This is a genomic window from Lentzea miocenica (assembly GCF_033949945.1).
Taxonomy (GTDB): Bacteria; Actinomycetota; Actinomycetes; order Mycobacteriales; family Pseudonocardiaceae; genus Lentzea; species Lentzea miocenica.
In genome coordinates this window covers 52569-76008 of sequence record NZ_JAXAVW010000047.1, presented here as the reverse complement: position 1 = coordinate 76008, position 23440 = coordinate 52569, and the positions used below count along the sequence as shown (strand labels likewise).

30 protein-coding genes are annotated in these 23440 nt (G+C 69.0%); 11 read left to right on the top strand and 19 right to left on the bottom strand.

Annotated elements, in window-relative coordinates:
* The coding region (locus tag SK803_RS41415) for a cellulose-binding domain-containing protein (RefSeq protein WP_319971690.1) at positions 1-492 on the bottom strand (492 nt) is incomplete at its 3' end.
* Positions 493-765: 273 nt separating this feature from the next.
* The gene (locus tag SK803_RS41410) at positions 766-1698 is read right to left on the bottom strand and encodes a pectate lyase family protein (RefSeq protein WP_319971689.1); all 933 of its coding nucleotides are present in this window, start codon (positions 1696-1698) and stop codon (positions 766-768) included.
* 170 nt (positions 1699-1868) lie between these two features.
* On the opposite strand from SK803_RS41410, the gene SK803_RS41405 reads away from it, so the two are divergent.
* A complete protein-coding gene (locus SK803_RS41405; RefSeq protein ID WP_319971688.1) occupies positions 1869-2633 on the top strand; it encodes a pectate lyase in 765 nt (254 codons plus the stop codon).
* Between the two features lie 36 nt (positions 2634-2669).
* Here SK803_RS41405 and SK803_RS41400 read toward each other — a convergent pair whose 3' ends face one another.
* From SK803_RS41400 to SK803_RS41340, 13 genes are all read right to left on the bottom strand, one after another.
* Positions 2670-3815 carry an enolase C-terminal domain-like protein gene (locus SK803_RS41400; protein WP_319971687.1) on the bottom strand — a complete coding sequence of 382 codons (1146 nt, stop codon included), beginning with the start codon at positions 3813-3815 and terminating at the stop codon, positions 2670-2672.
* Positions 3812-5080: an ABC transporter substrate-binding protein gene (locus SK803_RS41395; protein WP_319971686.1), complete on the bottom strand. Its 1269-nt coding sequence runs from the start codon at positions 5078-5080 to the stop codon at positions 3812-3814. Before SK803_RS41395 ends, SK803_RS41400 begins: the two co-directional genes overlap by 4 nt.
* Before the next feature lie 8 nt (positions 5081-5088).
* The gene (locus SK803_RS41390; protein ID WP_319971685.1) at positions 5089-5970 is read right to left on the bottom strand and encodes a carbohydrate ABC transporter permease; all 882 of its coding nucleotides are present in this window, start codon (positions 5968-5970) and stop codon (positions 5089-5091) included.
* The gene (locus SK803_RS41385; protein ID WP_319971684.1) at positions 5967-6842 is read right to left on the bottom strand and encodes a carbohydrate ABC transporter permease; all 876 of its coding nucleotides are present in this window, start codon (positions 6840-6842) and stop codon (positions 5967-5969) included. The genes SK803_RS41390 and SK803_RS41385 overlap by 4 nt, the downstream gene beginning before the upstream one ends.
* Entirely contained in the window at positions 6839-9022 is a 2184-nt protein-coding gene (locus SK803_RS41380) for a pectinesterase family protein (protein ID WP_319971683.1), read from the bottom strand. Before SK803_RS41380 ends, SK803_RS41385 begins: the two co-directional genes overlap by 4 nt.
* A gap of 202 nt (positions 9023-9224) precedes the next feature.
* Positions 9225-9938 (bottom strand): GvpL/GvpF family gas vesicle protein, encoded by a 714-nt coding sequence (locus tag SK803_RS41375; RefSeq protein ID WP_319971682.1) that lies wholly within the window; start codon positions 9936-9938, stop codon positions 9225-9227.
* Positions 9935-10279 carry a gas vesicle protein GvpJ gene (gene gvpJ / locus SK803_RS41370; protein ID WP_319971681.1) on the bottom strand — a complete coding sequence of 115 codons (345 nt, stop codon included), beginning with the start codon at positions 10277-10279 and terminating at the stop codon, positions 9935-9937. The genes SK803_RS41375 and gvpJ (SK803_RS41370) overlap by 4 nt, the downstream gene beginning before the upstream one ends.
* The gene (locus tag SK803_RS41365; RefSeq protein ID WP_319971680.1) at positions 10276-10545 is read right to left on the bottom strand and encodes a gas vesicle protein K; all 270 of its coding nucleotides are present in this window, start codon (positions 10543-10545) and stop codon (positions 10276-10278) included. The genes gvpJ (SK803_RS41370) and SK803_RS41365 overlap by 4 nt, the downstream gene beginning before the upstream one ends.
* Positions 10542-10700 (bottom strand): gas vesicle protein GvpJ, encoded by a 159-nt coding sequence (gene gvpJ, locus SK803_RS41360; RefSeq protein ID WP_319971679.1) that lies wholly within the window; start codon positions 10698-10700, stop codon positions 10542-10544. The genes SK803_RS41365 and gvpJ (SK803_RS41360) overlap by 4 nt, the downstream gene beginning before the upstream one ends.
* A complete protein-coding gene (locus tag SK803_RS41355; protein ID WP_319971678.1) occupies positions 10693-11376 on the bottom strand; it encodes a GvpL/GvpF family gas vesicle protein in 684 nt (227 codons plus the stop codon). Before SK803_RS41355 ends, gvpJ (SK803_RS41360) begins: the two co-directional genes overlap by 8 nt.
* Positions 11373-11678, bottom strand: a complete 306-nt coding sequence (locus SK803_RS41350) for a gas vesicle protein (RefSeq protein ID WP_319971677.1) — start codon at positions 11676-11678, stop codon at positions 11373-11375. The genes SK803_RS41355 and SK803_RS41350 overlap by 4 nt, the downstream gene beginning before the upstream one ends.
* A 17-nt stretch (positions 11679-11695) precedes the next feature.
* Entirely contained in the window at positions 11696-11998 is a 303-nt protein-coding gene (locus SK803_RS41345; RefSeq protein ID WP_319971676.1) for a gas vesicle protein GvpO, read from the bottom strand.
* A 168-nt stretch (positions 11999-12166) separates the two neighbouring features.
* Entirely contained in the window at positions 12167-12535 is a 369-nt protein-coding gene (locus SK803_RS41340) for a VOC family protein (RefSeq protein WP_319971675.1), read from the bottom strand.
* Between the two features lie 63 nt (positions 12536-12598).
* Between SK803_RS41340 and SK803_RS41335 the strand changes: the two genes are divergently transcribed.
* Complete coding sequence (locus SK803_RS41335) at positions 12599-13054, top strand: MarR family winged helix-turn-helix transcriptional regulator (protein ID WP_319971674.1); 456 nt, start codon at positions 12599-12601, stop codon at positions 13052-13054.
* An 11-nt stretch (positions 13055-13065) separates the two neighbouring features.
* Here the strand turns inward: SK803_RS41335 and mmuM are convergent, their stop codons facing one another.
* Positions 13066-13914, bottom strand: a complete 849-nt coding sequence (gene mmuM / locus SK803_RS41330) for a homocysteine S-methyltransferase (protein WP_406601661.1) — start codon at positions 13912-13914, stop codon at positions 13066-13068.
* A gap of 147 nt (positions 13915-14061) precedes the next feature.
* Here mmuM and SK803_RS41325 point away from each other — a divergent pair, with 147 nt between their 5' ends.
* From SK803_RS41325 to SK803_RS41295, 7 genes are read left to right on the top strand one after another with little or no spacing between them, the layout of a single operon-like run.
* Entirely contained in the window at positions 14062-14976 is a 915-nt protein-coding gene (locus SK803_RS41325) for an MBL fold metallo-hydrolase (RefSeq protein ID WP_319971672.1), read from the top strand.
* A 30-nt stretch (positions 14977-15006) separates the two neighbouring features.
* A complete protein-coding gene (locus tag SK803_RS41320; RefSeq protein WP_406601660.1) occupies positions 15007-15621 on the top strand; it encodes a response regulator transcription factor in 615 nt (204 codons plus the stop codon).
* A gap of 29 nt (positions 15622-15650) precedes the next feature.
* Positions 15651-16655 carry a TerC family protein gene (locus tag SK803_RS41315; RefSeq protein WP_319971671.1) on the top strand — a complete coding sequence of 335 codons (1005 nt, stop codon included), beginning with the start codon at positions 15651-15653 and terminating at the stop codon, positions 16653-16655.
* A 59-nt stretch (positions 16656-16714) separates the two neighbouring features.
* Complete coding sequence (locus SK803_RS41310) at positions 16715-18145, top strand: hypothetical protein (RefSeq protein WP_319971670.1); 1431 nt, start codon at positions 16715-16717, stop codon at positions 18143-18145.
* Entirely contained in the window at positions 18142-18753 is a 612-nt protein-coding gene (locus tag SK803_RS41305; protein ID WP_319971669.1) for a VOC family protein, read from the top strand. Before SK803_RS41310 ends, SK803_RS41305 begins: the two co-directional genes overlap by 4 nt.
* Positions 18754-18796: 43 nt before the next feature.
* Complete coding sequence (locus tag SK803_RS41300) at positions 18797-19375, top strand: TetR/AcrR family transcriptional regulator (protein ID WP_319971668.1); 579 nt, start codon at positions 18797-18799, stop codon at positions 19373-19375.
* Positions 19372-20985 (top strand): CocE/NonD family hydrolase, encoded by a 1614-nt coding sequence (locus SK803_RS41295; protein ID WP_406601659.1) that lies wholly within the window; start codon positions 19372-19374, stop codon positions 20983-20985. The genes SK803_RS41300 and SK803_RS41295 overlap by 4 nt, the downstream gene beginning before the upstream one ends.
* Here SK803_RS41295 and SK803_RS41290 read toward each other — a convergent pair.
* Complete coding sequence (locus SK803_RS41290; RefSeq protein ID WP_319971666.1) at positions 20982-21185, bottom strand: cold-shock protein; 204 nt, start codon at positions 21183-21185, stop codon at positions 20982-20984. The two genes, SK803_RS41295 and SK803_RS41290, sit on opposite strands and share 4 nt — an antisense overlap.
* Positions 21182-21379 carry a hypothetical protein gene (locus SK803_RS41285; protein ID WP_319971665.1) on the bottom strand — a complete coding sequence of 66 codons (198 nt, stop codon included), beginning with the start codon at positions 21377-21379 and terminating at the stop codon, positions 21182-21184. Before SK803_RS41285 ends, SK803_RS41290 begins: the two co-directional genes overlap by 4 nt.
* 239 nt (positions 21380-21618) lie before the next feature.
* Between SK803_RS41285 and SK803_RS41280 the strand changes: the two genes are divergently transcribed.
* Entirely contained in the window at positions 21619-21846 is a 228-nt protein-coding gene (locus SK803_RS41280) for a hypothetical protein (protein ID WP_319971664.1), read from the top strand.
* Between the two features lie 4 nt (positions 21847-21850).
* Here SK803_RS41280 and SK803_RS41275 read toward each other — a convergent pair whose 3' ends face one another.
* Positions 21851-22957, bottom strand: a complete 1107-nt coding sequence (locus SK803_RS41275; protein ID WP_319971663.1) for a serine/threonine-protein kinase — start codon at positions 22955-22957, stop codon at positions 21851-21853.
* A 123-nt stretch (positions 22958-23080) separates the two neighbouring features.
* Here SK803_RS41275 and SK803_RS41270 point away from each other — a divergent pair, with 123 nt between their 5' ends.
* On the top strand, positions 23081-23395 hold the full coding sequence (locus SK803_RS41270; RefSeq protein WP_319971662.1) for a trypsin-like serine protease: 315 nt from the start codon (positions 23081-23083) through the stop codon (positions 23393-23395).
* The last annotated feature ends 45 nt before the right edge of the window (positions 23396-23440 follow it).

Genomic DNA, 23440 nt, shown 5'->3' with positions numbered 1-23440 from the left:
GCCGTCGGAATCCTGCGCGGTCGCCGCCAGCGGAATCGTCGCGGGCAGCGTGTAGGTGCCGCCCGTGACCGGCGCGGTCAGCGCCACCGACGGCGCCTGGTTCGGGCCCGTGCACGCCACACCGTTGACCGCGAAATCGGTGGGCGGCCGGTTCGCCGAACCCTTGCTGCCGTTGAAACCGACCTGTGCCGAACCACCCGCGGGGATCGTCCGCGCCCAGTCCGGATTCGTCACGGTCACCGCGGCACCGGTCTGACTGAACGTTCCGTTCCAGCCCTGCGTGACACGCTGCCCGTCCGGGAACGTCCACGTCAGCCGCCAGCCGTCCATCACGTCGCCGTCGTTGCGGATCGTCGCCGTGGCACCGAAACCGGTGTTCCACTCGTTGGTGACCTCGTAGGTGACGGTGCACGCGACAGCTGCGACCGCTGAAGGCGCCGCCACCGCGGGCACCCCTCCGATCACCATCACCGCCGCCACCGTCGTTGCCATTGCTCGTCGTCGAGCCATGCCGCCGCCTCTCGACACCTGGGAGCGCTCCCAGATTTCACGGCACTGTAACCTGGGTCACTTGGGCCAAGTGGTGGCACAGAAAGTAGCCATTCCGCCACTCAGCGCTGAGGACTGACCCGCAAGGGGCAAGATCTGTTCGCCCGCTCGTTCCTCTTACCACCCTCTTACTACTCCCTTCGAGTGGAATTCTGGGAACGCTCCCAGACGAGGGATGGGGGCGCCCCACGCCACTGGGAGCGCCCCCTGGTCTCGTCAGCCGCGACCGGCGCCGGCACCTGCCGTGACCACGCTCTTCACGCTGCTCGCGCTGTCCAGCGGGTAGGAGTACGGGATGCTCTTGACCGAGCCGCCCTGCTGCCCGGAGCCCGAGCTGACGAAGTGGTTGTTGCGCGCCACCAGCGAGCCGGCGGACGAGCTGCCCTCGCCGAGGTGGAACGGGTCACCGGTGTTCTCGAAGTAGTTGCCTTCGACCAGAACCCCGGCTTCCTCAGTGGACGCGACACCGTAGGACGTGACGCCGCCGTAGTAGTTGTTGTAGACGTGCACCGGGTTGCCGAAGCGCACCCGCGGGTGCCGCTGCTTGGTGCCGGCGAACCAGTTGTGGTGGTAGGTGACCCGCAGCTTGCCCCGGTCCTCCGACCCGTTGTCGTCGCTGTGGCCCAGCAGCATCGTCTTGTCGTGGCTGGAGAACTTGTTCCACGACACCGTGACGTAGTCGGACGCACGCTTGACGTCGACGGCGCCGTCGTAGCCACTCGAGAAGCTGTTGTGGTCGACCCACACGCGGGTGGAGTACTGGACGTTGATCGCGTCGTCACCCCAGTTGCGGAAGTTGAGGTTGCGCACGATCACGTTCGAGGCGTTGGCGATGTTGAGGCCCTGCCCGGTGATCGTCGCGCTCGAGCCGACACCCTCGATGGTCTTGTTCGAGGCGACCTTCGTCATGCTCGACAGCGTGATCGTGCCGGAGACCCGGATCACCGCCGCACTCGTCGACTTCGCGGCCGCGACGAACGCGGACGCCGTCGTGACGGTGACCGGAGAGGCGCTGCCACCACCGGTCGTGCCACCGCCCTGAGTCGCCCAGCCGACCAGCCCGAACGGCGCGGCGGCGGCCTGCGGAACAGCGAGAGCACCGGCGACCAGTGCTACCGCGGAAATCAGTGCTGCACGTTTTGGAATCATTCCAAGCCTTCCAAGTAGTGAGCGACGGTGCAACTAAGGTAGCCAGTTCCGAACAAACCGGTCAACCAATTCGACAATATTCGAATCGAACCGTCGACAATAGTTGACAGAAAACACCGCCGCCCTACGATCGAAATACCGCCGCGCATCCCCCTGCAAGCGGAGCGCACATGAAGAAACTGGCAACAACGGTGTTGGCCATGGCATTGGCCGCGTTTCTCGCACCTCAGGCACAGGCCGCGGGCAGCACCTTCCCCACACCGTCCGGACCGAGCCCGACCGGTGCGACCATCAAGGTGCCCCAGGGCACTTACGACGGTGGCATGAAACGGTTCTACGGCACCGGCAACCTCGGCTCCGGTGGCCAGAACGAGGACCAGGACCCGATCTTCCAGCTCGCCGACGGCGCGACGCTGAAGAACGTGGTGCTGGGCGCGCCGGCCGCGGACGGCGTCCACTGCCTCGGCACGTGCACCCTCACCAACGTGTGGTGGGAGGACGTCGGCGAGGACGCGGCGACGTTCAAGGGCACGTCGTCTTCGCAGACCATGACGGTCAACGGCGGCGGCGCGCGCAAGGCGTCGGACAAGGTGTTCCAGCACAACGGGCCGGGCACGATGATCATCCGCAACTTCCAGGTGGACGACTTCGGCAAGCTCTACCGGTCCTGCGGCAACTGCAAGACCCAGCACAAGCGCAACGTCGTGCTGGAGAACATCACGGCGTTCTCCCCCGGCAAGACGCTGGTGGGCATCAACACCAATTACGGGGACACCGCACGCCTCTCGAAGATCACGATCGTCGGGGACAGCAGCAAGAAGATCGTGGCCTGCGAGAAGTACAAGGGTGTCACGAGCGGTGAGCCGACGAAGATCGGCAGCGGCCCGGACAGCACGAACTGCCTCTACAAAACGTCCGACCTCACCTACCGCTAGCGAAAAGGCCCCTGGCAGCAGCCAGGGGCCTTTTCCTCACCAGGATTCGACGGTGTGCGAATCGATGTGCGACAAATTCCAGTCGTCACCGATTCCAGGCCGAACAGAAAAGGTGACATTTCCGTTCTCGTCGAGCGGATCGGCGATCGAGTTCCGATGTGGCGGCAGCCGGTCGAAGTCCACGTGCGGGTGCAACAGCCCCCGTTCGTACCACCTGCCGGCATCGGTCGCGCCGAGCACCGTGAGGCTGGCCGTGCCGTTGCCGTGGATCTCGCAGTCCAGGTTGAACGCCTCCGCGAGATGCACCGTTTTGAGCACCGGCGTGATGCCGCCGGACCCCGCCGGCCCGGCCCGCAGCACGTCGCACGCTCCCGCGGTGATCCACTCGGCGCGGGTCAGGTGCTTGCCCCACGCCACCTCCGGCCCGATCACCGGGATCGCCAGCTGCTCGGCGAGCCACCGGTAGGAGCTGATCGACGCCTCCTCCATCGGTTCCTCGAACCAGTAGAAGTCCAGCTCCTCCAACGCCTTGCCCAGCCGAAGCGCGTCGATCCGCGAGTACCAGTGGCTCGCGTCGAGCATCAGCTCCACGTCCGGCCCCACCGCCTCGCGCACGGCCCGGCACGCCTCGACGTCCCGTGAGACGCTCGGCGCGCCCGGCACCGGCGGCATCCAGGTGTGCAGCTTGATCGCCCGATACCCCACCGACACCAGGTGCTTGGCGAAGTCCGCGTAGTCCCCCGGCGTCGCCAGGCCGTCGGTGTCCCCGCACATGGTGCTCGCGTAGGCCGGGATCCGATCACGGGCACCGCCGGCGAGCTTCCACGCGGGCAGCCCGGCCTTGCGCGCGACCAGATCCCACAGCGCCGTGTCGACGAACCCGAGCGCACGATCCGTGAACCCGCCGTGCGAACCGCGTTGCCGGCGTGCGAGCAGCCGCCACAACCGTTCGCGATCCCACGGATCCTGCCCGTGCAACACCGGCCGCACGTGCTTGTCCAGCACGGCGGGCCGGAGCTGGTCGGGCTGGATCGCGCAGTACCCGGTGGCGCCGTCGGAGTCGGTGATCTCCAGCAGCGCCTCGGTCATCTCGTGCTCGGGTGCGGGATGCCGGTGCCCCTCGGCGTCGACGGCCGTGCACGCGGTCGTGGTGAACGTGCGCACGGCGACGCGCTCGATCACTTGCGCTTCTCCCATTCCTGCTGGGCGGTCGTGAGCTTACCCGCGAGCTGGTCGAGGAACTCCTGCGCGGACATCTGGCCCAGCAACACCTTCTGGTAGAGCGGCTCGGTGTCGGTCTTCGTGATCGACGAGTACTCCGGCAGGTAGACGGGCGCGGGCACGAGCACCGTCGCCGGGTCCTCCAGAACACCGAGCGCCATCTTCACGGCCGGGTTCTTCTGGATCCACTCGGCGCCGCGCACGTCGGTGTTGGCCGGGATCTGCCCGACCTTCTCGTTCCAGTACCCGTTGCTCTCGGCCGAGGTCAGGAACTCGACGAACTTCCACGAGGCGTCCTGGTTCCTGCCGCCCTTGAAGACCGCGAAGCCGTCGGTCGGGTTCGGCACCACGGTCCGCTTGCCGGACGGGCCCTTCGGCAACGGCATGGCGCTGACCTTCTGGGCGCCGAGAGCCTTCATCACGTCGGCGGTGGAGCCCAGGTTGTGGTGCATCATCGCCACCGTGCCGCCGGTGAACTGGGCGACCATCTGCGTGTAGCTGTTGTTGACGTCCGCTTCCGGCGTGGACTTCTTGTAGATTCCCGCGATCTTGCTGACCAGTTCGGCGTTGCGCGGGTCCGCGACCGTGCTCTTGCCGCCGTCGTAGAACTTGTCGACACCCGAGTAGGAGTAGGCCTCGGCGAGCAGCTGGAAGACCGAGCCGGCACCACCGCGGATGGTGAACCCGTACTTGTTGTCAGCGGGTCTGGTCAGCTTCGCGGCCGCGTCGACCAACTGGTCCCACGTGTCCGGGACGGCGATCTTCTGCTCGGTGAACAGGTCCGAGCGGTACCAGATGACGTCGAGGTTGCCCGACGCGGGCGCGGCGTAGAGCTTGCCGTCCATCGCGGTCTGCCGCACCGTCTCCAGCAGGCCGGGCAGCAGCTTTCCCTTCAGCGGGCCCGACTCCACCCGCTCGTCCAGCGGCTCCAGCGCGTCCTGCCCCACCAGGTGCGCGAGGTAGGAGGTCGTGACACCACCGACGTCGGGCGTCGACCCGCCCGCGATGGCCGTGTCGTACTTCTGCTGCACGGACGAGCTCGGGATGCCGACGTACTCGACCTTGATGTCGGGGTTCGCCGCCTCGAACCGCTTGATCAGCTCCTGGTAGATGGGTGTGCGGCCGGGGCCACCGTTGTTGTCCCAGAAGGTGATCGTCGTGGGACCGTCCGGTGCCGCGGAACACGCGCTCAGCACCAGCGCGAGCGCGACCAGCAGTGCTCTCATGTTTCCCCTCATCCTTTGACCGCGCCCGCACTCAGTCCCTGCACCAGGAACCGTTGCACCACGGCGAAAACCAGCACGACCGGCACCGCGGCGACGACGCCGCCCGCCGCGAGCGCCCCGAAATCGGTGTTGAACTCGCCCAGCGCGTAGCTCAGCCCGACCGGCAGCGTGAACTTGTCCTGCCTGCTCGCGAACATCAGCGCGAACAGGAAGTTGTTCCAGGCACCGATGAACGCGAACGACCCGACGGCCACGAGCGCCGGCCGGAGCTGCGGCAACGTCACCGCGAAGAACGCCCGCAGCCGTGTGCAGCCGTCGACCATCGCGGCCTCTTCGAGCTCTACCGGCACGTTGCGCACGAACCCGCTCATCAGGATCAGCGCCAGCGGCAGCTGGAACGCGGTGTCCGCGATCACCAGACCGGTCAGGCTGTTCAGCAGCCCGGCGCTCTTGAAGATCACAAACAGCGGGATCAGCATCATCGCGCCGGGGATGAACTGCGTGCACAGCAACGCCAGCAGGAACACCCGCTGGCCGCGAAACTTGAAGCGTGCCAGCGCATATCCGCCCATGAGGGCGAACACCGTGACGACGACCAGCGTGCCGAGCGCGATGATCAGGCTGTTCTGGAAGAACAACCCGAAGCCGATGCCGTTCCACACGGTGTCGAAGTGCTCGAACGTGATCGGCCACGGCACGAGCGTCGTCTCTCCTGTGGGACGCAAGGCGAAGACGAGCATCCAGTAGAACGGGATGAGCGTGAACAGCAAGTAGAGCACCAAAGGCAGGTGCAGGCGGAAGTACCGCGATGGATCACGGTGCTTCTTGCGTCGCGGCGGCGCCGGTGGCGGCTTCTGCACCGTGGCCGGGCGGGTGAGGGTCTGGGTCATGCCCGGCTCCCAAATTTCGACAGCCTCAGGTAGAGGATCGAGAAGAACAGGAGGATCACGAAGCCGGCCATCGTCAGCGCCGACCCGTAGCCGAAGTCGTGCGAGTCCACGGCTTTGCGCGCCACGTACAGCGGCAGCGTCGTGGTCTGGTTCGCCGGTCCGCCGCCCGTCAGCGTGTAGATCAGGTCGACGTTGTTGAACTCCCACACCGCACGCAGCAGCGTCGACAGCACGATCGCGTCCCGCAGGTGCGGCAGGGTGACGCTGACGAACCGGCGCCAGCGGCCGGCGCCGTCGACCGCCGCGGCCTCGTACAGGTCGTTGGGAATGGTTTGCAGGTCGGCGAGCAGCAGGATCGCGAAGAACGGCACCCCTCGCCACAGTTCGGTGATCACGGTGGCGGGGAAGACGGTCGCCGGGTCGCCGAGCACCGAGGTGCCGGGATCGCCGATCCCCCACTGCGCGAGCTGCTGGAAGATGCCCGTGGACGGGTTGTAGAGCAGGATCCAGATGCCGGTGGTGAGCACGCCGGACACCGCCCACGGGGAGAACACCAGCGACCGTGCCATCGCGCGGCCGACGAAGGTCTCGTTGACGATCAGTGCGAGGCACAGGCCCAGCACCAGCTGCAGGCCGACCTCGACGACGACCCACTTGGCGCTGAACATGAGGCTCTGCCAGAACAGCGGGTCCTCGAAGAGCATCCTGCGGAAGTTCTCGAAGCCGATGAAGCCGTTCTTCCAGGGCTGGGTGACGGTGTGCTGCCGCAGGCTGAACCACCCGACGGACGCGATCGGGTAGACCAGGAACACCGCCATCAACGCCAGTGTCGGGGCGATGAGCGCGTACGGCGCCCAAGTGCGGGTCCTCACGCGGGGTTCCACCCGCCCAGGTAGGTGCCCTTGGTGAACCGCTTCGCCTGGTCGTCGGTCAGCTGCGGCCGGTCGGTGCCCTGGCCCGCGCCCGGCCCGGTGTTGCGGTACTCCGCGAACCTGGCCTCACGCCACGGGAATCCGGACATGTCCGTCCACGGCGCCGCCTTGATCGCGGCGGGCAGCTTGGTGTTCCTGATGACCACCTGCGCGATCGCCTCCGTGTCACCACCGGGGTGCCACGGCCTGCCCAGGTAGTACGTGCCCGCCGGTGCGTCGCTGCGGACCTGCGAGTCGACGATCAGGAAGCCGTACGGGTTGGCGCGCTGGGTGCTCGCGGCGGTCAGGTAGCCGTTCGGGTCGCCGCCGCGGTTGAGCGCGGTGATCGTGGCCCGTTCGAACACGGCGGTCGCCCGGCCGAACAGGAAGTCGACGTCACCGGTGATCGCGCAGTCGCGGTAGTACTGGCGTGAGCGCGTGGCCACGTTCGGGGTGTCGGCGTACAGGGTGTCCTGGTGGCCTTCGAAGTGCACGCGGTCGAAGAACATCCGGTCGCCGGTGGCCTTCACCGCGACGGCCTGGGTGTTCGTGATCTCCGGGTGCCCGGCCCGGTCGAACGAGTTGCGGAACGTGAGGTCGCGCGCGGTGAAGTCGTCCGCGGCGATGGTCGCGGTGGCGCTGCCGGACGTGCCGTAGGTGGTGCCGTCGGGCTTCTTCGTGCCGTTGGCGTTGTCGAAGTCGATCACCACGTCCTGTGCGCGTCCGGTGGCGCCGCGCAGGGTCAGGCCCTTCTTGCTCGCCGGGATCTTGACGACCTCCCGGTACACGCCCTTCCGCAGCGTGATCACGCCACCGGCTGGTGCGGCGTCGATCGCGGACTGCACGGTCGCGAAGCCGTTGCCCACCACGAGGTGACGGCCTGCCGCCGGCGCGCCCGCCTTGAGGTGCTTGATCCGGTGCGCGGGCTCCAGCCCCCGGTTCAGGGTGGGCGTCCACCCGGCGTCCGTGCCCAGCTGCTTGGTCGGGTTCGCGGCGTTGTGCGCGTCGACCAGGCTCGTCGGCTGTCCGTCGACCAGATTGCCGGTGTCGGTGATCGCCGTGCCGCCCCAGTTGTAGACGACCTTCTCGGGCGCGATGCCGCGGACGAAGTTGTTCTGCGCGTAGATCTGCGACCGCACGCCGACACCCCAGCTGTACGTCTGCGAGCCCTCGTACAGGTTGTTGTAGACGTGCACCTGGCCGAACCGGACGCGGGGTGCGCGTTCCTGGACGTTGCGGAAGACGTTGTGGTGCACCGAGACCCGCAGCTTGCCGGGATCGGTGGTCGAGGAGTTGGACGAGCCGATCAGCATGGTCTTGCCGTGCTCGGCGAAGACGTTGCGCGACACCGTGACCAGGTCGGCGGCCGAGGTGATGTCGAGCTGGCCGTCGTGCACCTCGTACGGCCGGCCGAAGTACAGCGGGTGGCTGCTGTCGACGTTCGGTTCGTCGGTGAACGTGTTGTGGTCGACCCACACGTTCTCGGACTTCTGGACCGACACCGAGTCGTAGAGCGAGTTCCAGTTTCCGGGAGGTGCGCCGGGGCTGTTGTCGTTCGGGTCCCACGCGGGAAAGCAGTCGCTGGTGTCGCGGAAGGTCAGGTTGCGCACGATCACGTTGCGCACGCCGTGGATCCGCAGGCTGCCGCCGGTGATCCCGGCACCGGGCCTCGCGCCGATGATCGTCGTGTCCGCGCCGACGTCGAACCCGATCACCGCCGCCTGGTTGCGCGCGGAAGCCGCCCGAGCGTCTTCCAGCGGGCCTTCCGGCTCGCGGTCGCGGCCCCAGACCGCGGGGTCGTAGGCGGCGAGATACCCGGCGAGCGTGTAGCCGCCGGTCGCGTAGTCCGCGCACCGCAACGGTTTCCCGTCAGCGCCGGTGTTGGCCTCGATCACGCCGGTGACCTTGATGATCCGCGGGGCTGGTGCGGCCAGCGCGGCGACGAGCTCCGCCCGTGAGCGCACCTCGTGCACGTGCCCGGCGGGCGCCGCCGCACCACCGGTCGTGCCGGGACCGCTGGAGGCCCAGCCGTCCCCGGCGGGCAGCACCTGCCGTGCCGGATCGTGGCCGGCGAGCGCGGGCACGCCCACCACCCCGGTCCCTGCGCACGCCAAAATCAGTGCGCTGACGAACAGCCGCATGGCGGAATTTCCTTCCGAAAGGAGGATTCACATTCTTGAACACCGTCCACGATCGTGAAACGGATATTACGAACGCGTCCGCCATGCGTCAACGAAGTGAATTCATTCGACAATTCGACACGGCATTCGACGAATGTTCGAGTCGAATGCCGTGTCGAATTGATTGAGTCGCCGGTCAGATGTGCCGGCGCACCAGAGCGGGCTACCAGCCCCACCGGGAAGAGGGCGGGTTTTCGGGCTGCCCGCGGTGCGGTGCCGGGTCGAGGAAGTGGAACGCGGGCAACGGACCGGCACAGGTCGCCACGACGCCCTCCGCACCCAGCCGCGCGACGGCGGCGCGCACCGCACCGGCCTGATCCAGCGGAACGAGGAACGCGCGGAGCTGAACGGTGGCCTCACGCGTCGCGAGCGACACAACCGCGCCGGCCAGCGCCGACACCGGAGTGAGGAGCCCGTCAGCTCGTTTCGCGCACCACGCCTCGATCCTGCGGGCGATCAGCTCGCCGCGCGCGATCGTGGTGGCCAGGTCAGGACCGCCACCGGTGAACCCGCCCTCGTGGTAGACCCCGCGCACAACGACGTCTTCCTCGAACACCAGGCGCACGTGCAGCTCGGCCATGCCGTCGAGCCGGTCGAGCCGGCCTCGCAGCACCGGCACCACCAGCGCGAGCACGGCGGCACGGGCGGCGGCCTCGTCCACCGCGGTGGTGCCGATGCGCAACGGCAGCACCGGCCCGCCGGGCAGCAACGCGCACAGACCGGCCAGGTGAGCAGTCGCCTCTTGTTCGGTGAGCGCGCGATCCTCCACCCGGTCGCTGACCACCACGGCCACGTCCTCCACCTCGACCAGCCGGAACGGCGAGCCGTCCGGCAGCGGGCGCGCCGCCCTGACGATGCCGTGCAGGTGCAGGGTCACTGCTCGGGCTGCGGAACCGGGGTGGCCATGACCGGGGTGACGACAGCGGGGGTGACGGTGGCAGGCGTGACGGCGGAGGCCAGCAGACCGTAGGTGCCCGCGATGCCTTGCGAGGCGGGTGGCACCAGCACTCCCCTGCGGGCCGACTCCAGTCGTTGCATCGCTTCCAGGTAACGGATGTAGGTGTCGACGCTGGCGATCACGACCTTGATCTCGATCGACAGGATCTCGATGCCGATCAGCGAGACGCGCACCGACGCGTCGATCACGAGTCCCTTGTCCAGCAGGATGTTCAGCACGTCGGCAAGGCCGCCAGAGGCGGGCACGGCGGGAGCGGTCATGGTGACGTCCTCATTTCGTCCAGTAGGCCGGCGATGTCCACCGGCAGGCGGACACCGGAGCAGTCCGGTTCCCCGAGTGCTTCCCGCAACGCCGCGAACTGACGTTGCAGCGAGATCAGCGCCAGGCCGAGGTTCTCCACCTCCTCGTCGGTCAGCGTGCCCGCGTCCACCCGGCGCAGCGCCTGGCGTTCGAGCAGCTCGCACACGATCTCCAGCACGGCCACGACGATCCGGGCGAGTCCGCGGCCCGCGTCCTGCGCGCTCACCGGTCGCCGCCGATGCCGATCAGCAGCAACCGCAGGTCGAGCCGGATCAGCTCGACACCCGCGAGCGTGATGACCACATCGCCGCGCACGACCGCGCCCCGGTGCACCACCCGGTCGAGCAGGTCGACGAGGCTCGCCGCGTTGTGCTCAGGCATCGGCGAACTCCAGCTTCGTGAAGGAGTACGGCGGCCACGGTCCGGTGATCTCCGCCGGCAGCCCCAGTTCCCCGGTCAACCGGTGGATCTCGGCGTGGAAGTCCGCCTCGCGCCCGGTGTCGACCAGGTACGCCGCCTCCAGCAGAAGGTCACCGGCGTGGTCGCGGCACGTGCTCTCGGCCGCATGGCTGGTCATCGCCCGGTGCACGGCCGAGGCTGCCCGCCTGGCGTCCTCGGCCGCGGTGAGCCGCCGGCGGCGCTGCGCCAGGTACGCCGTCCCGGACACGTCGCGCAGGTCCACGGGCTCTGGCGCGGCGGCTCGCACCCGCAGGCCCCACTCCCGGCGCCCGTCCACCCGGTCGAGCCAGGCCAGCGCCTCCTCGTGACGCGCGCCGAGCAGCCGGACAGCGGCGTCAGCGCCGTCGAGGACCGTGCCGAACCGCAGCGGCAGCACCGGTTCGAGCTGGAACACCGCGCGAACCACGGCGTCGTGCTCACGGACCAGCACCGCCAGCCTGCTGTCCTCGGTGGGTTCGTCGAGGTCGAGTCCGGTGAACCGGTCGAGGTCGACCTCCGCGACCACCAGCGCCAGCCCCCGATGGGCGATCGAGCGGAACCCCGCGAGGCTGTCCGGCCGGTCCCTGGTGATCACGTAGGCGTACAGGCCGAGGCTCATGGGCGTCCCTCCGTGAGCACCCGCTCCAGCGAGGCGACGCGGTCACGCAGTTCGGCGTTCTGCTCGGCCAGCTCCTTCATCCCCGTTGTCCCGTCCACCGCTCCGGGTGTGAAGAACGGGTCGTTCGTCCACCAGTCCATCCCCATCTCGCGGGCAGTCTGGGCGGAGGCGATGAAGAGCCGCACCCGCAAGGTCAGCAGCTCGATGTCCACGACGCAGACGGCGATGTCCCCGACTATCACCACACCTTTGTCCAGGACGCGTTCCAGCGTGTCAGCGAGCGAACTGGGTCTGTGGTCCACCTGTCCCAACCGTCCCGTCACATGTCGGTCGTTCCGCGGGTGTAGCGCCGGAGACGTTCGCAGCCGTACAGCTCGCCGGTCGCGTCGATGTCGACGCGATACGTGGCCATGACGCTGGTGGTGGCGGGGACGCGTTCCAGCTCGAGCACGTCGATCAGGACCGACCAGCCGCCGTCCGGCGTCGCCCGCACGCCCGACACGGTGTCCGGCGCTCGGCCGATGAGTGCGCTGAACTGCTCCGTCGCGGTGCGAATGGCGACCGCCGCCGTCAGTTTCCCGCCTTTTCCAGGCGGTGGTGAATCACCGGGGTCGACACTCACCTGATCAATCCTAGGCATACGGGACTGCCAGTTACCGGAACACTTCCCCGGAAAGAATTCACACCTCCACTTCATTTGTCGAATGCCGTCGAACTTAGCCTTTCCGCCACGCCGGGCGACGACTGAAAGGCGCCGCCCTGACGACCATTGGCAGCAGCGGGTGACCGGTCAGGCGCGGTCGTGGAGGGTGACCTGGTAGCCGTCGGGGTCGGCGAAGGTGAACGTCCGGCCGAACGGTCCGTCGATCGGCGCGGAGACGATGGTGTGACCGTCGGCGGCGAGAGCGTCGTGGATGGCCTGGACGTCTGTCGCGTGGAGCCAGATCGCGGCGCCGATGCCGGGCTGGGCAACGGATGCGAGGTCGGTGCCGGGAACGACGTCGCGGAGTGCGAACGCGATCGGCTTCGTCTCGAACACGACGGCGTGCGGAGGTCCTGCCTGCGAGCGGACGAGGCCGAGGTACTGCTCGTAGAACGCCCGCGAAGCGTCGAGGTCGCGCGCCTGGAGTGAGATGAAGTCGGGACCGGTGACGGCCATGGTGATGCCCCTTCGTTGCGTGTCAGTATTCTGACACGCACCAACGTATGTCAGAATACTGACATGAGTCAACACGAGGTCGGCGTCGACCTGGAGACGTCACTGGGCTACCTGCTGAAAGAGGCGTCGAGCGTGCTGCGCGCCGCCATGGAGGAGGTGCTGCGACCGCTCGGGATGAGCGTGACGCACTACTCCTGCCTCGAACTGCTGGCGCAACGGCCTGGCTTGTCGAACTCCGAGCTCGCACGGGGCGCGTTCGTGACCCGGCAGTCGATGAACGTGCTGCTCCAGGCCCTGGAACGAGACGGCTACGTGACCAGGCCCGCGGAGGCGCCCGTCGGCAAGGCTCTGCCCACGCGGCTCACGCCTCGCGGGCGGCGGAGCCTCGAGAAGGCGAGCGCGGCGGTCCGGTCCGTCGAGATGAGAATGCTGGCCGGCCTGACCGAGACCGAGCAGTCACGCGCGTTTCGGATCCTGCAGAGCATGATCCGTTCCCTGCGCGACGGCGACGGTGCATAGCGCGCCGGCTGTCAGCCTTCGTGCGACGTGAGTGTCGCCGCCAGCCGTGCGATGTCCGACGGCCCCACCTGACAACAACCGCCGACCAGCCGCGCCCCGGCCTCGACCCACTGCCGGGCGGGCTCGGCAACCGCCGCCGCGCCGCCCTCCCAGGCCCGCGCCGAGGCGTTCCACTGCTCGCCGCTGTTCGGGTAGACCACCACCGGCAGCCCGGTCACCCGGCGTGCGACCTCGACCGCCTCGTCGACGTCCTCCGGGCGGCAGCAGTTGACGCCGACCGCGACCACTTCGGACACACCGGCGGCGACCGCGAAGGCGTCCTCGAGGTCCTGCCCGGCGCACGTGCGGCCGTCCCGCACGCTGTAGGACAACCACATCGGCACACCGCTGCCCGCGACGACCCGCAGCACGGCCTCGGCCTCGTCGACGTCCGGGATCGTCTCCACCGCGAGGAGGTCTGGAGCGGCATCGGCCAGCACCTCGACGCGCGGCCGGTGGAACTCCTCCAGCCGGCGCGCGCTCAGCCCATATCGGCCGCGGTACTCCGACCCGTCCGCCAGCATCGCGCCGTAGGGTCCGACGGACGCCGCGACCCAGCGCGGCCCGTCCACTTCGGACGCCGCCGCACGAGCCAGCGAAACGCTGGCACGCAACAGGTTCGCCGTCTGCTCAGGTGAGAGCCCGCGCTCGGCGAAGCCCTCGAACGTGGCCTGGTAGCTGGACGTGATCGCGACCTGGGCGCCCGCGTGGAAGTACGCCAGGTGGGCGGCGCGGATCGCGTCCGGGGCGGTGAGCAGCAGCCGTGCGGACCACAGCGAGTCCGACAGGTCGTGCCCCGCCTGTTCCAGGGCGGTCGACATGCCGCCGTCGAGCACGACGACGTTGTCCGTCAAGGCCTTCCGCAGTTCCACCGCCGCCACCCTACTGGTTTCCAGCCCGAGATCGCCGGCGGTAGGAGGCTCGACCTCGCCGTGCCGGTCCACTTCGCCCGGAAGTAAATTCGGATCATGACTCCGCAGTTGCACGAAATCGCGTCCGGCGTCTACGCCTGGATCCAGCCCGACGGCACGTGGTGGATCAACAACGCCGGCGCCGTCTGTTCGGACGGCGAGGTCGTGCTCGTCGACACCTGCGCGACCGCCCGCCGCACCAGGCTGTTCCTCGACGCGCTCGACCGGGCCACCGGCGGCGCCCCGATCCGGCTCGCGGTGAACACCCACCTGCACGGCGACCACGTCTACGGCAACGCGCTGCTGCCGGACTCCACCGCGATCGTCGCGCACGAGCACACCCGCCAGGGCATCCTGCAGGACTTCATCCTGGCCAACACCCCGCCCGCGTGGTCACCGACTCCGGACTGGGGCGTCGACGCGGTGCGCGCGCCGACCATCTCGTTCCGCGACGAGATCACGCTGCACGCGGGCCGCAAGCCCGTCGTGGTGCGGCATCCCGGCTATTCGGCGCACACCGTCGGCGACGCGGTCGCGTGGCTGCCGGAGGAGCGCGTCCTGTTCACCGGCGACCTGGTGTTCCACGGGATCACCCCGATGATCGCGATGGGCTCGCTGGACGGCGCGCTGCGATCGCTGGACTGGCTGGCCACGTTCGACGCCGCCGTGGTGGTGCCCGGTCACGGACCGCTGGTGACCGAGGCGTCGTTCGCCGAGGTGCTCGCCACGCACCGGCGGTACTACGAGTTCGTCCGGTCCACGGCGATGACGGGACGGGAGAAGGGCTGGACGCCGCTGGAGGTGGCGCGGGAGACGGACCTCGGCGAGTTCGCCGGTCTGCCCGACGCCGAGCGACTGGTGCTCAACCTGCACCGCGCGTACGCCGACTTCGACGGGGCCGACGTCAACATCGCGGCCGCGCTGGGTGACGCCATCGCGTACAACGGCGGCCCGCTGCACTGCGCCGTCTGAGTCTTTGGTCGTGGCGCCGAGGACGGCGCACTGCTGCGGGAAGGGCCCTCGGCGTTGCTCGACCGGTTCGGGTTTGAGGTGGTGGCGGCCGTGGGCGACGCCGAAGCGCTCGTGGCGGCCGTGGCCGAACACGACCCGGACCTGGTCGTCACCGACATCCGCATGCCACCGGGCTTCTCCGACGAGGGCCTGCGGGCGGCGGTGCGCCTGCGGCAGGACCGCCCTCATCTGCGGGTAGTGGCGCTGAGCCAGTTCGTGGAGACCAGCTACGCCGCGGACCTGCTGGACTCCGGTGACGGCGGTGGCGTGGACTACCTGCTCAAGGACCGGGTCGGCGACGTGCGGGAGTTCATCTCCGCGCTCCACCGGGTGGCGGCCGGCGAGACGGTCGTAGACCCGCAGGTCGTCCGCACTTTGCTGAAGCGCGGCCGCACACCGCTCGTGGCGCAGGGCTACACCAACGCCGCCATCGCCGAGCAGCTCGTCGTCTCCGAGGCCGCGGTGAACAGACACGTCGGGAACGTCTTCACCAAGCTCGGCTTCACGCCGGGCGAAGACCGCAACCGCAGGGTGCTCGCCACACTCACCTGTCTGCGCGGTCGCCACGACTCCGCGCCGCACCCCGGTCCGGTAACGTCCTTTTAAGACGGACACGACCACGAGGAGGAGTGCCTGTGCTGGAGATCAGCGGACTGACGTGGGTGGTCACGATCGGGGTGATCGTCGCGCTGCTGGCGGTCGACCTCGTGCTCGCGGCCTGGCGCCCGCACCGGATCGGCTTCCGCGAGGCCAGCCTGTGGTCGGTGTTCTACATCCTGGTGGCCATCGGGTTCGGCGTGTGGTTCATGAGCGCGCACGGCGGCCAGTTCGGCACGGAGTACTTCGCCGGGTACATCGTCGAGAAGAGCCTCTCGGTCGACAACCTGTTCGTGTTCGTGATCATCATGACCACGTTCCTGGTGCCGGAGGAGCACCAGCACAAGGTGCTGACGTTCGGCATCGTGCTGGCGCTGATCATGCGCGGCATCTTCATCGCGGTCGGTGCGACGCTGCTGTCGTTGTTCTCGTTCATGTTCCTGCTGTTCGGGCTGCTGCTGATCTACACGGCCGTGCAGCTGTTCCGGCACCGCAACGAGGACCCCGACGTCGAGAACAACGTGGTGGTGAAGACCGCGCGCAAGCTCCTGCCCGTCACGGACGACTACGTGGGCGGCAAGATCTTCACGCGGCTCGACGGCAAGCGGATGGCCACTCCCCTGTTCGTCGTGCTGGTGGCGATCGGCGGGGTCGACCTGCTGTTCGCGCTCGACTCGATCCCCGCGGTGTTCGGCGTGACCGAGGAGCCCTACATCGTGTTCACCGCCAACGCGTTCGCGCTGCTCGGCCTGCGCGCGTTGTTCTTCCTGGTCAAGGGGTTGCTCGACCGGCTGGTGTACCTGTCGGCTGGGCTCGCGGTCATCCTGGCGTTCATCGGCGTCAAGCTGATCCTGCACTGGGCGCACGTCGACATCTCCGCGAGCGTGCCGGAGGTGCCGACGCCGCTCAGCCTCGGCGTGATCATCGGCATCCTGGTGATCGTGACGGTCGCGAGCCTGATCAAGACCCGCAACGACCCGACGGCCAAGGCGCATCCCGGTTCGTTGCGCGGGCATCGGGATCCTGAGGCCGAAACGGACTGACGCCGCGGGCGGTCGTGGGATGCTGCCCGCACGCGAACCGCCGATCTCGGAGGTGCACCTTGGGTGCCGGCACGTACGGAGACGCCGCCTACCGCTTCCTCGTTCCCGACGCGCCGCACCACAAGCGCACGGACCGGGACCTGTTCCCCGCCTTCGACTCCACCCGTGCCGCGACGCTGAACGTGTTCCGCGCGCGGCCGGGTGTGGCGCGGCCCAGCCTCATCTCGTCGTGGTCGGGGTCGATCGACAGCCTGCTGCTGGCGTTCCCCTCCTACGGCGTGCACGCACCCGAGCTGGCAGCCGGCTACCGCTCGGTGATCGACGCGATGCGCGCCGGGACGCGGTTCGTGGTGGTGCACCACGAGAGCGACCGGCAGGCGGTCGAGGAGTGGTTCGGCGGGCATCCCGCGGAGAACGTGTCGTACGTGCCGATGCCCGACTACGTCGACTTCACCGACTGGGCCGAGGACGGTTACCTGGCGCTCGTCGACGCCGACGACACCGGGGAGAGCCCGACGTACCTGTTGGAGCCGTGGACGTTCCCCCGCTCGGGCGACTCGCTGATCGCGGACAACGTCGAGGAGTTCACCGCGCTGCGGGCGAGTCAGGCCCCGTTGGTGTTCCAGGGCGGCAACTGCCTGATCGGTGACGACTTCTGGTTGCTGGGCACCGACTACTTCCTCGACACGCTCGAGCTGATCCGCAGCGGCGAGCTGCCGGTCAGCGTGCCGGAGGGCCGCACAGAGGTCGAGTTCGTGCGCGAGCTGTTCCGCCGGCACGTCGACAGCACGCGCGAACTCCAGCTCGTCGGCACGAAACGGCCGTTGGGCCTCAAGACGTACTACGCGACCGTGGAGGCCGGCGAGTACTTCCTCGACCTGCCCGGTGGCGGTACCGGCGACCTCCAGCCGATCTTCCACATCGACATGTTCGTGACGCTGGCGGGCCCGGCGGACGACGGCCGGTTCCGAGTGCTCGTCGGCAGCCCGCAACTCGCCGACGCCGTGCTCGGCACCAAGTCCCCGTTCGCCCTGCAGACCGCGTACGACGAGATCGCGGCCGAGTTCGCCCGGCTCGGCTTCGCCGTCGAGCGCAACCCGCTCGTGCACCGGCCGCAGATCACCCAGCGGCTCACGTTCGCCGCGCTGCGCTCGTTCGCGGAGACTCCGGACGGCGCCGAACTGCGTGAGGTCGTCGGCGAGTTCGCGGCGGCGGGCGTGCAGCCGGAATCCGTGATCCAGGTCCGGTCGTGGCACCACATCACCTGGAACAACTGCCTGGTGGAGAACAGTTCCAGCACCGGAAAGCACGTCTACCTGCCCACGTTCGGGCACGGCGAGCAGGCCGACCTGGCCGTGATCGACGACGAGATGGACCGCATGTGGACGGGCCTGGGCTTCTCCGTGGTCCGGCTGGCCGACTTCAACGCCTTCGCCAGCCGCCTCGGCGTCGTCCACTGCATCAAGAAGTACCTGGGACGCGGCGCGTGATCGATCACCTGGTCTACGCCGCGCCGGAGCTGGACGCGGCGGTGGACGCGGTCGAGGAACGGTTCGGCGTGCGTGCGGCGGGAGGTGGCCGGCACATCGGTCTGGGCACGCACAACAAGGTGCTGGCGCTCGGCCCGCGGACGTACCTGGAGATCATCGCTCCGGATCCGCACCAGCCGGAACCGGACCTGCCCCGGCCGTTCGGAGTGGACGGCGTGAACCGCCAGGAACTGGTCGGCTGGGCGGTCTCGTGCGACGACATCGACCAGGCGCGGGCTGACGCCGCCGCAGCGGGCTTCGACCCCGGTGCCGTCATCGACGGACAGCGGCAGACCGCGTCGGGCGAGGTGGTGCGGTGGCGGCTGACCAGCAACGCTCTCGCCGGCGGCGTGGTGCCGTTCCTGATCAGCTGGGGCAGCACACCGTCCCCCGCGGTCTCGGCACCGTCCGGACTCGTCCTGGAGTCGCTGCACGTCGAGCATCCCGACCCGGCGCTGATCATCGCGCACCTGCGCGCTCTCCGGGCCGACGTCGAGGTGCGACACGCACCGAAGCCCGCTCTCGTGGCCCAGATCGCCGGGCCTACCGGTCGCCATCTCCTCAGATAAGTAACACTTGACTACTAAGTAACACATGTGCACGATCTGAGGTGTGGAGCTGCCCGCGGTCGAACCCGCGCTCGATCCGCGGGTGCGCCGCACTCGCGCCGCCGTGCTGCGGGCAGCGGTCGACCTGGTCACCGCACGCGGCACCGCGGCGGTCACGATCTCCGAGATCGCCACCGCCGCGGACGTCAGCCGCAGGGTGGTCTACCAGCACTTCGGCGACCTCGACACGGTGCTGCTGGAGGCCGGGCTCGACCTCGCCCGGCGTGAGCTGCTGCCCCGCCTGGCCGACCTCCGGGAACCCGTGGACGCACGGGCCGAGACGCTCACGATGGCGTCGCACTTCGCCGAGCATCAGACGTTCTACCGCGCGCTGCTGACGGGTTCCTGCGCGTTCGCCCTGGACCGCGGCCTGATCCAGCTGATGCTTCCGGTCAACCGGCAGGTCGTCGAGCACCTGCACGGCGATCGGCTCACCGCGTCGGCAGCCGACGACCTCGCCGCGTTCATCACCGGCGGGGTGGGGTCGTTCGTCACGGCCTGGGTCGTCGCGGGGGCGCCCGACCCGGAGGCGTTCACCGACCGCCTGCTGCACGTCGTCTCACTCTTGATGGAGCCCAGATGAATGGAGCTCAGGTGATCAGCCGAATTCTCCAGCGCAAGCTGAAGCTCACGCCGCCGTTGACGCGGAACGTGGTGGTGCAGCGGGATTTACGCGTGCCGATGCCCGACGGCGTCGAACTGCTGGCGGACCGGTGGATGCCGCGCTCCGGTGGCGACGGGCTGCCGACCGCGTTGATCCGCTCCCCGTACGGCCGGCGCATGTTCGGCCAGCTCCTGGCGCGGGCGCTGGCGGAGCGCGGGTACCAGGTGGTGATCCAGAGCGTGCGCGGCGGATTCGGCTCCGGCGGTACGTTCGACCCGATGCGCCAGGAACGCGCGGACGGGCTCGCGACCCTCGACTGGCTGGTGCGGCAGCCGTGGTCCGACGCGATCGTGCTGTACGGCGTGAGCTACCTGGGGCACGTGCAGTGGGCGATCGCCGACCAGCTGCCACCGCAGGTCAAGGCGATGATCCCGATCGTGACCGAGTCCGCGCTGACGCTGGAGTTCCTGCGCGCCGACGGCATGTCGCTGGAGACGCCGTTCGCCTGGGGCGTGCTGGTCGGCACTCAGGAACGCTCGCTGTCCGTCCTGCGCCAGGCGTTCCAGGGCAGGAGGACCGCGCGGGCACTGAACACGCTTCCGTTGCGGGAGGCGGACATCGCCGCGTTCGGCGAGCGTTCCCCCTACATCCAGGACATCCTCGCCCACGACGCCGACGCGCCGCGGTGGGAGGGGTTCGACCACAGTCACCGGGTCGCCGGCGTGACGGTGCCGGTCAGCTCGGTCGGCGGCTGGTACGACATCTTCCTGCCCGGCCAGCTGCGTGACTTCAAGGTCCTGCAGGAGAACGGGCGTCCGGCGCGCCTCACCGTCGGACCGTGGACGCACGCGCAGTTCACGAGCACACCGGTCGACGAGGCGGTGGAGTTCGGGCTCGCCCACGCTCACGGAGTGGAGCCGCCGCATCGCGCGCCGGTCCGGTTGTACGTGACGGGCGAGGAAACCTGGCGGGACTTCGAGTCCTGGCCGCCGCAGGGGTACTCGCCGCGGCGTTTCCACCTCGGCGCGGAGGGTTCGCTGACTTCGGAGGCACCTGCCGAGTCCTCAGTGGACTCTTATCGGTACGACCCCGCTGATCCCACACCGGCCGCGGGTGGCGTGCGGATGGTCGAGGACGGCGGACGGGTCGACAACACCGCGCTGGAGGCCCGTCCGGACGTGCTCACCTACACCACGCCCGTGCTCGATCAGGACGTCGAGGTCGTGGGCGAGGTGAGTGCCGAGATCTGGTTCTCGTCGGGCGTGTCGCACGCCGACGTGTTCGTCCGGCTCTGCGACGTCGACGAGGAAGGGCGGTCGTGGAACGTGTGCGACGGCCTGGTCAGCCTGACCGACGCGGCCGAACCGCAGTGCGCCGTCGTCCAGTTGTGGCCGACAGCGCACCGCTTCCGGCGTGGGCACCGCATCCGGGTGCAGGTCTCGAGCGGCGCTTTCCCGCGCTACGCCCGCAATCCCGGTACCGGTGAGTCACGCGCCACGGCCACCGCGATGGTCGCCGCCGACCAGACCGTCCACATCGGACCAGCCCGGCCGTCCGCGATCACGCTTCCCGTGCGGGTGAAGCCCTAGAGAACGCGAACGGAGACGGCCTGCATCCCCTTGGCTCCCTGGGCGACCTCGAACTCGACGGCCTGGTTGTCCGGGATGCCCTGGTGGTCGTACCCGGCGATCTCGGACTGGTGCACGAAGAGGTCGGCGCCGCCGCCTTCGGGTGCGATGAACCCGAATCCCTTGGTGCCGTTGAACCACTTGATGGTGCCCTGGGTCATTCGCGTGCTCCTAGCGTTGCCTTGCCCGAAAGACCGAGCATCAGGAGAAGTTCTCGGCAGTCGCCGATGTCGAGGGATCGTTCGGCCACTCGACGGGCCGCCGCGCGCTGCTGAACGGCTTCCGCGGCCTCCGCCGCCATCCTCGCCTCGGCGAAGTCGACAGCGGCGCGGCGGGTGCGGTCGGGAGGATTCATGGTCGTCATCCGGGCATCAGCCGCACAGAGGACGAGAATCCGTTGACCTGCAAGAACTGGGACGAAGCGAAGTAGAGCTGATGGTCCGGCGGCAAGCCGGTGCTCCTGTCTCCGGCCGGAGAACCAGCTGGCCGGAATGGATCGGGGGACCGCGACGGCGGGCTGCCGACAACTCCGAACCCCGACCGGGCCGACTGTACAGCAGAGCCCGCCCGTGCGCGGCGCAGTACTGTTGGCGCATGTCAGAACAACAGGGCGGCCCCGCGGTCGGCCCCACGCTGTCCGAGTGGCGCAAGGCGCGCGAGGAGACCGAACGGCACCTCACGACGGGCACCGCGCCGGTCGACGGCGAGTGGGTGCAGCGGCTCTCGGACCTGTTGGCCACCGAGCGGTCCTGGCAGGATCAGTACACCGAACTGCTCGCGCTGGGCAGCAGCGGCGGCCAGTTCCCGTCGTCGAACCGCTGACGGATCAGGGCCCCTTGCCCTTCCCCTTGCCCGACTTGCCTTTCCCGCTGTTGCCGCTGTTCTCGTTCACGACCTGAACCGGCGGCGGCGCGGTGGTCGGCACGACCTGCTGTTCCGCTGCCTGCTCTGCCACCGTGGGCGCCGGGTTCTGCTGCACCGTGCGCGGCTGGGTCGAGGCAGGCGCCGGCCGCTCCGATTCCGCCGGGGCGGAACGGTCCCTGGCGATCATCCCCGTGCCGACGGCGGCGATCAGCACCACGGCCGACGCGGCGGCGACCAGTCCTCGTGAACGGCGTGGCACCGGCGCGACGACAGTCGGTGGATCCGAAGCGAGCAAGGCGTCCGCGCACTCACGCGCAGAGGGTCGGCGAGCAGGCGACAACGACGTCATGAGCGACAGCAACCGCACGAGGCCGAACGGCAGATGGTCCGGAATCACCGGCGGACGGTGCAGCCGCGCGACCGCCGACTCGATCTCCGCGCCCTCGTACTCGCGGTGCCCGGTCAGGCACTCCAGCAACACCAGCCCCAGCGCGTACACGTCCACCGCGGACGTGATCTCCTCGCCGCGCACCTGTTCCGGCGCCAGATAAGCCGCCGTGCCGATGACCTGGTCCGTCCTGGTGAAGCGATCGCTGCCCGCCAGCCGAGCCAGCCCGAAGTCCGCGAGGCGCGGGACGGCGTCGTCGTCGAGCAGGATGTTGGACGGCTTGACGTCACGGTGGACGAACCCGCGCTCGTGCACGTGAGCCAGCGCATCGGCCAGCGCCGCGCCCAGCCGGCGCACCTCCCCGACCCGCAGCGGTCCGTCGTCGATGCGATCGCGCAACGTCCGGCCCTCGACCAGCTGCAGGACCATGAACGGCGTCTCCGCGGTCAGATCCGCGTCGTAGACCGCCACCAGACCCGGATGCGACAGCCCGGCGAGCGTGCGGATCTCGCTGTCGAACCGGCGGGCGCCCGCGGCGTCCTGGCCCGGCCGGAACAGCTTGATCGCGACATCGCGCGCCAGCAAGGTGTCCCTGGCCCTGCGCACGACGGCCATTCCGCCCGTGCCGAGCACCTCGCCCAACCGGTAGCGGTCGGCGAGAAGAGTCCGGTGCGGCGACATGCCGGTGGATGCCCGCTGATCGGGTGATCTAACCGCTGGGAACGAGTGGAGCAGGCTCCACCTCAGGACACCGGCTGCCTGGATCGATCCGTCCACGGCCGGCGGTCAGGCTGGTCACGACCGTTGCCACCGTCGCTGATCCACCCGCGCTGGGTCGTGACAGCCGCGCACTGCGTCGCCCCGGAGGGAACCGGCGCGGTGCCGGACGGGACGGTGCGCGTCGGCAGCGTCCACCGGACCTCCGGCGGCACCATGCGCGGGATCGACCGCGTGGTGCGGCATCCGGGTTGTCGGCTCGACGGGCCGAACCGGCACGACACCGCGCTGGTCCGGCTGGACCGCCCGGTCCGCGAGCGCCCGATCCACATCGCCTGGGGCCCACGCCGGCTGGATTCGCGCGACGATCAATGGCCCCTCGCTCGACCGATCACCTTCTGACTAATGTCGGTTCGCGGCCGCATTCCGCCTTCCGACAACGAGGTG

Excerpts from the sequence above, each read along its gene's own strand:
- SK803_RS41410 (WP_319971689.1), bottom strand. The coding sequence starts at position 1,698 with ATGATTCCAAAACGTGCAGCACTGATTTCCGCGGTAGCACTGGTCGCC.
- SK803_RS41405 (WP_319971688.1), top strand. The coding sequence starts at position 1,869 with ATGAAGAAACTGGCAACAACGGTGTTGGCCATGGCATTGGCCGCGTTT.
- SK803_RS41395 (WP_319971686.1), bottom strand. The coding sequence starts at position 5,080 with ATGAGAGCACTGCTGGTCGCGCTCGCGCTGGTGCTGAGCGCGTGTTCC.
- SK803_RS41390 (WP_319971685.1), bottom strand. The coding sequence starts at position 5,970 with ATGACCCAGACCCTCACCCGCCCGGCCACGGTGCAGAAGCCGCCACCG.
- SK803_RS41380 (WP_319971683.1), bottom strand. The coding sequence starts at position 9,022 with ATGCGGCTGTTCGTCAGCGCACTGATTTTGGCGTGCGCAGGGACCGGG.
- gvpJ (WP_319971681.1), bottom strand. The coding sequence starts at position 10,279 with ATGACCGCTCCCGCCGTGCCCGCCTCTGGCGGCCTTGCCGACGTGCTG.
- gvpJ (WP_319971679.1), bottom strand. The coding sequence starts at position 10,700 with ATGCCTGAGCACAACGCGGCGAGCCTCGTCGACCTGCTCGACCGGGTG.
- SK803_RS41355 (WP_319971678.1), bottom strand. The coding sequence starts at position 11,376 with ATGAGCCTCGGCCTGTACGCCTACGTGATCACCAGGGACCGGCCGGAC.
- SK803_RS41340 (WP_319971675.1), bottom strand. The coding sequence starts at position 12,535 with ATGGCCGTCACCGGTCCCGACTTCATCTCACTCCAGGCGCGCGACCTC.
- SK803_RS41335 (WP_319971674.1), top strand. The coding sequence starts at position 12,599 with ATGAGTCAACACGAGGTCGGCGTCGACCTGGAGACGTCACTGGGCTAC.
- mmuM (WP_406601661.1), bottom strand. The coding sequence starts at position 13,914 with ATGTCGACCGCCCTGGAACAGGCGGGGCACGACCTGTCGGACTCGCTG.
- SK803_RS41325 (WP_319971672.1), top strand. The coding sequence starts at position 14,062 with ATGACTCCGCAGTTGCACGAAATCGCGTCCGGCGTCTACGCCTGGATC.
- SK803_RS41295 (WP_406601659.1), top strand. The coding sequence starts at position 19,372 with ATGAATGGAGCTCAGGTGATCAGCCGAATTCTCCAGCGCAAGCTGAAG.
- SK803_RS41290 (WP_319971666.1), bottom strand. The coding sequence starts at position 21,185 with ATGACCCAGGGCACCATCAAGTGGTTCAACGGCACCAAGGGATTCGGG.
- SK803_RS41285 (WP_319971665.1), bottom strand. The coding sequence starts at position 21,379 with ATGAATCCTCCCGACCGCACCCGCCGCGCCGCTGTCGACTTCGCCGAG.
- SK803_RS41280 (WP_319971664.1), top strand. The coding sequence starts at position 21,619 with ATGTCAGAACAACAGGGCGGCCCCGCGGTCGGCCCCACGCTGTCCGAG.
- SK803_RS41275 (WP_319971663.1), bottom strand. The coding sequence starts at position 22,957 with ATGTCGCCGCACCGGACTCTTCTCGCCGACCGCTACCGGTTGGGCGAG.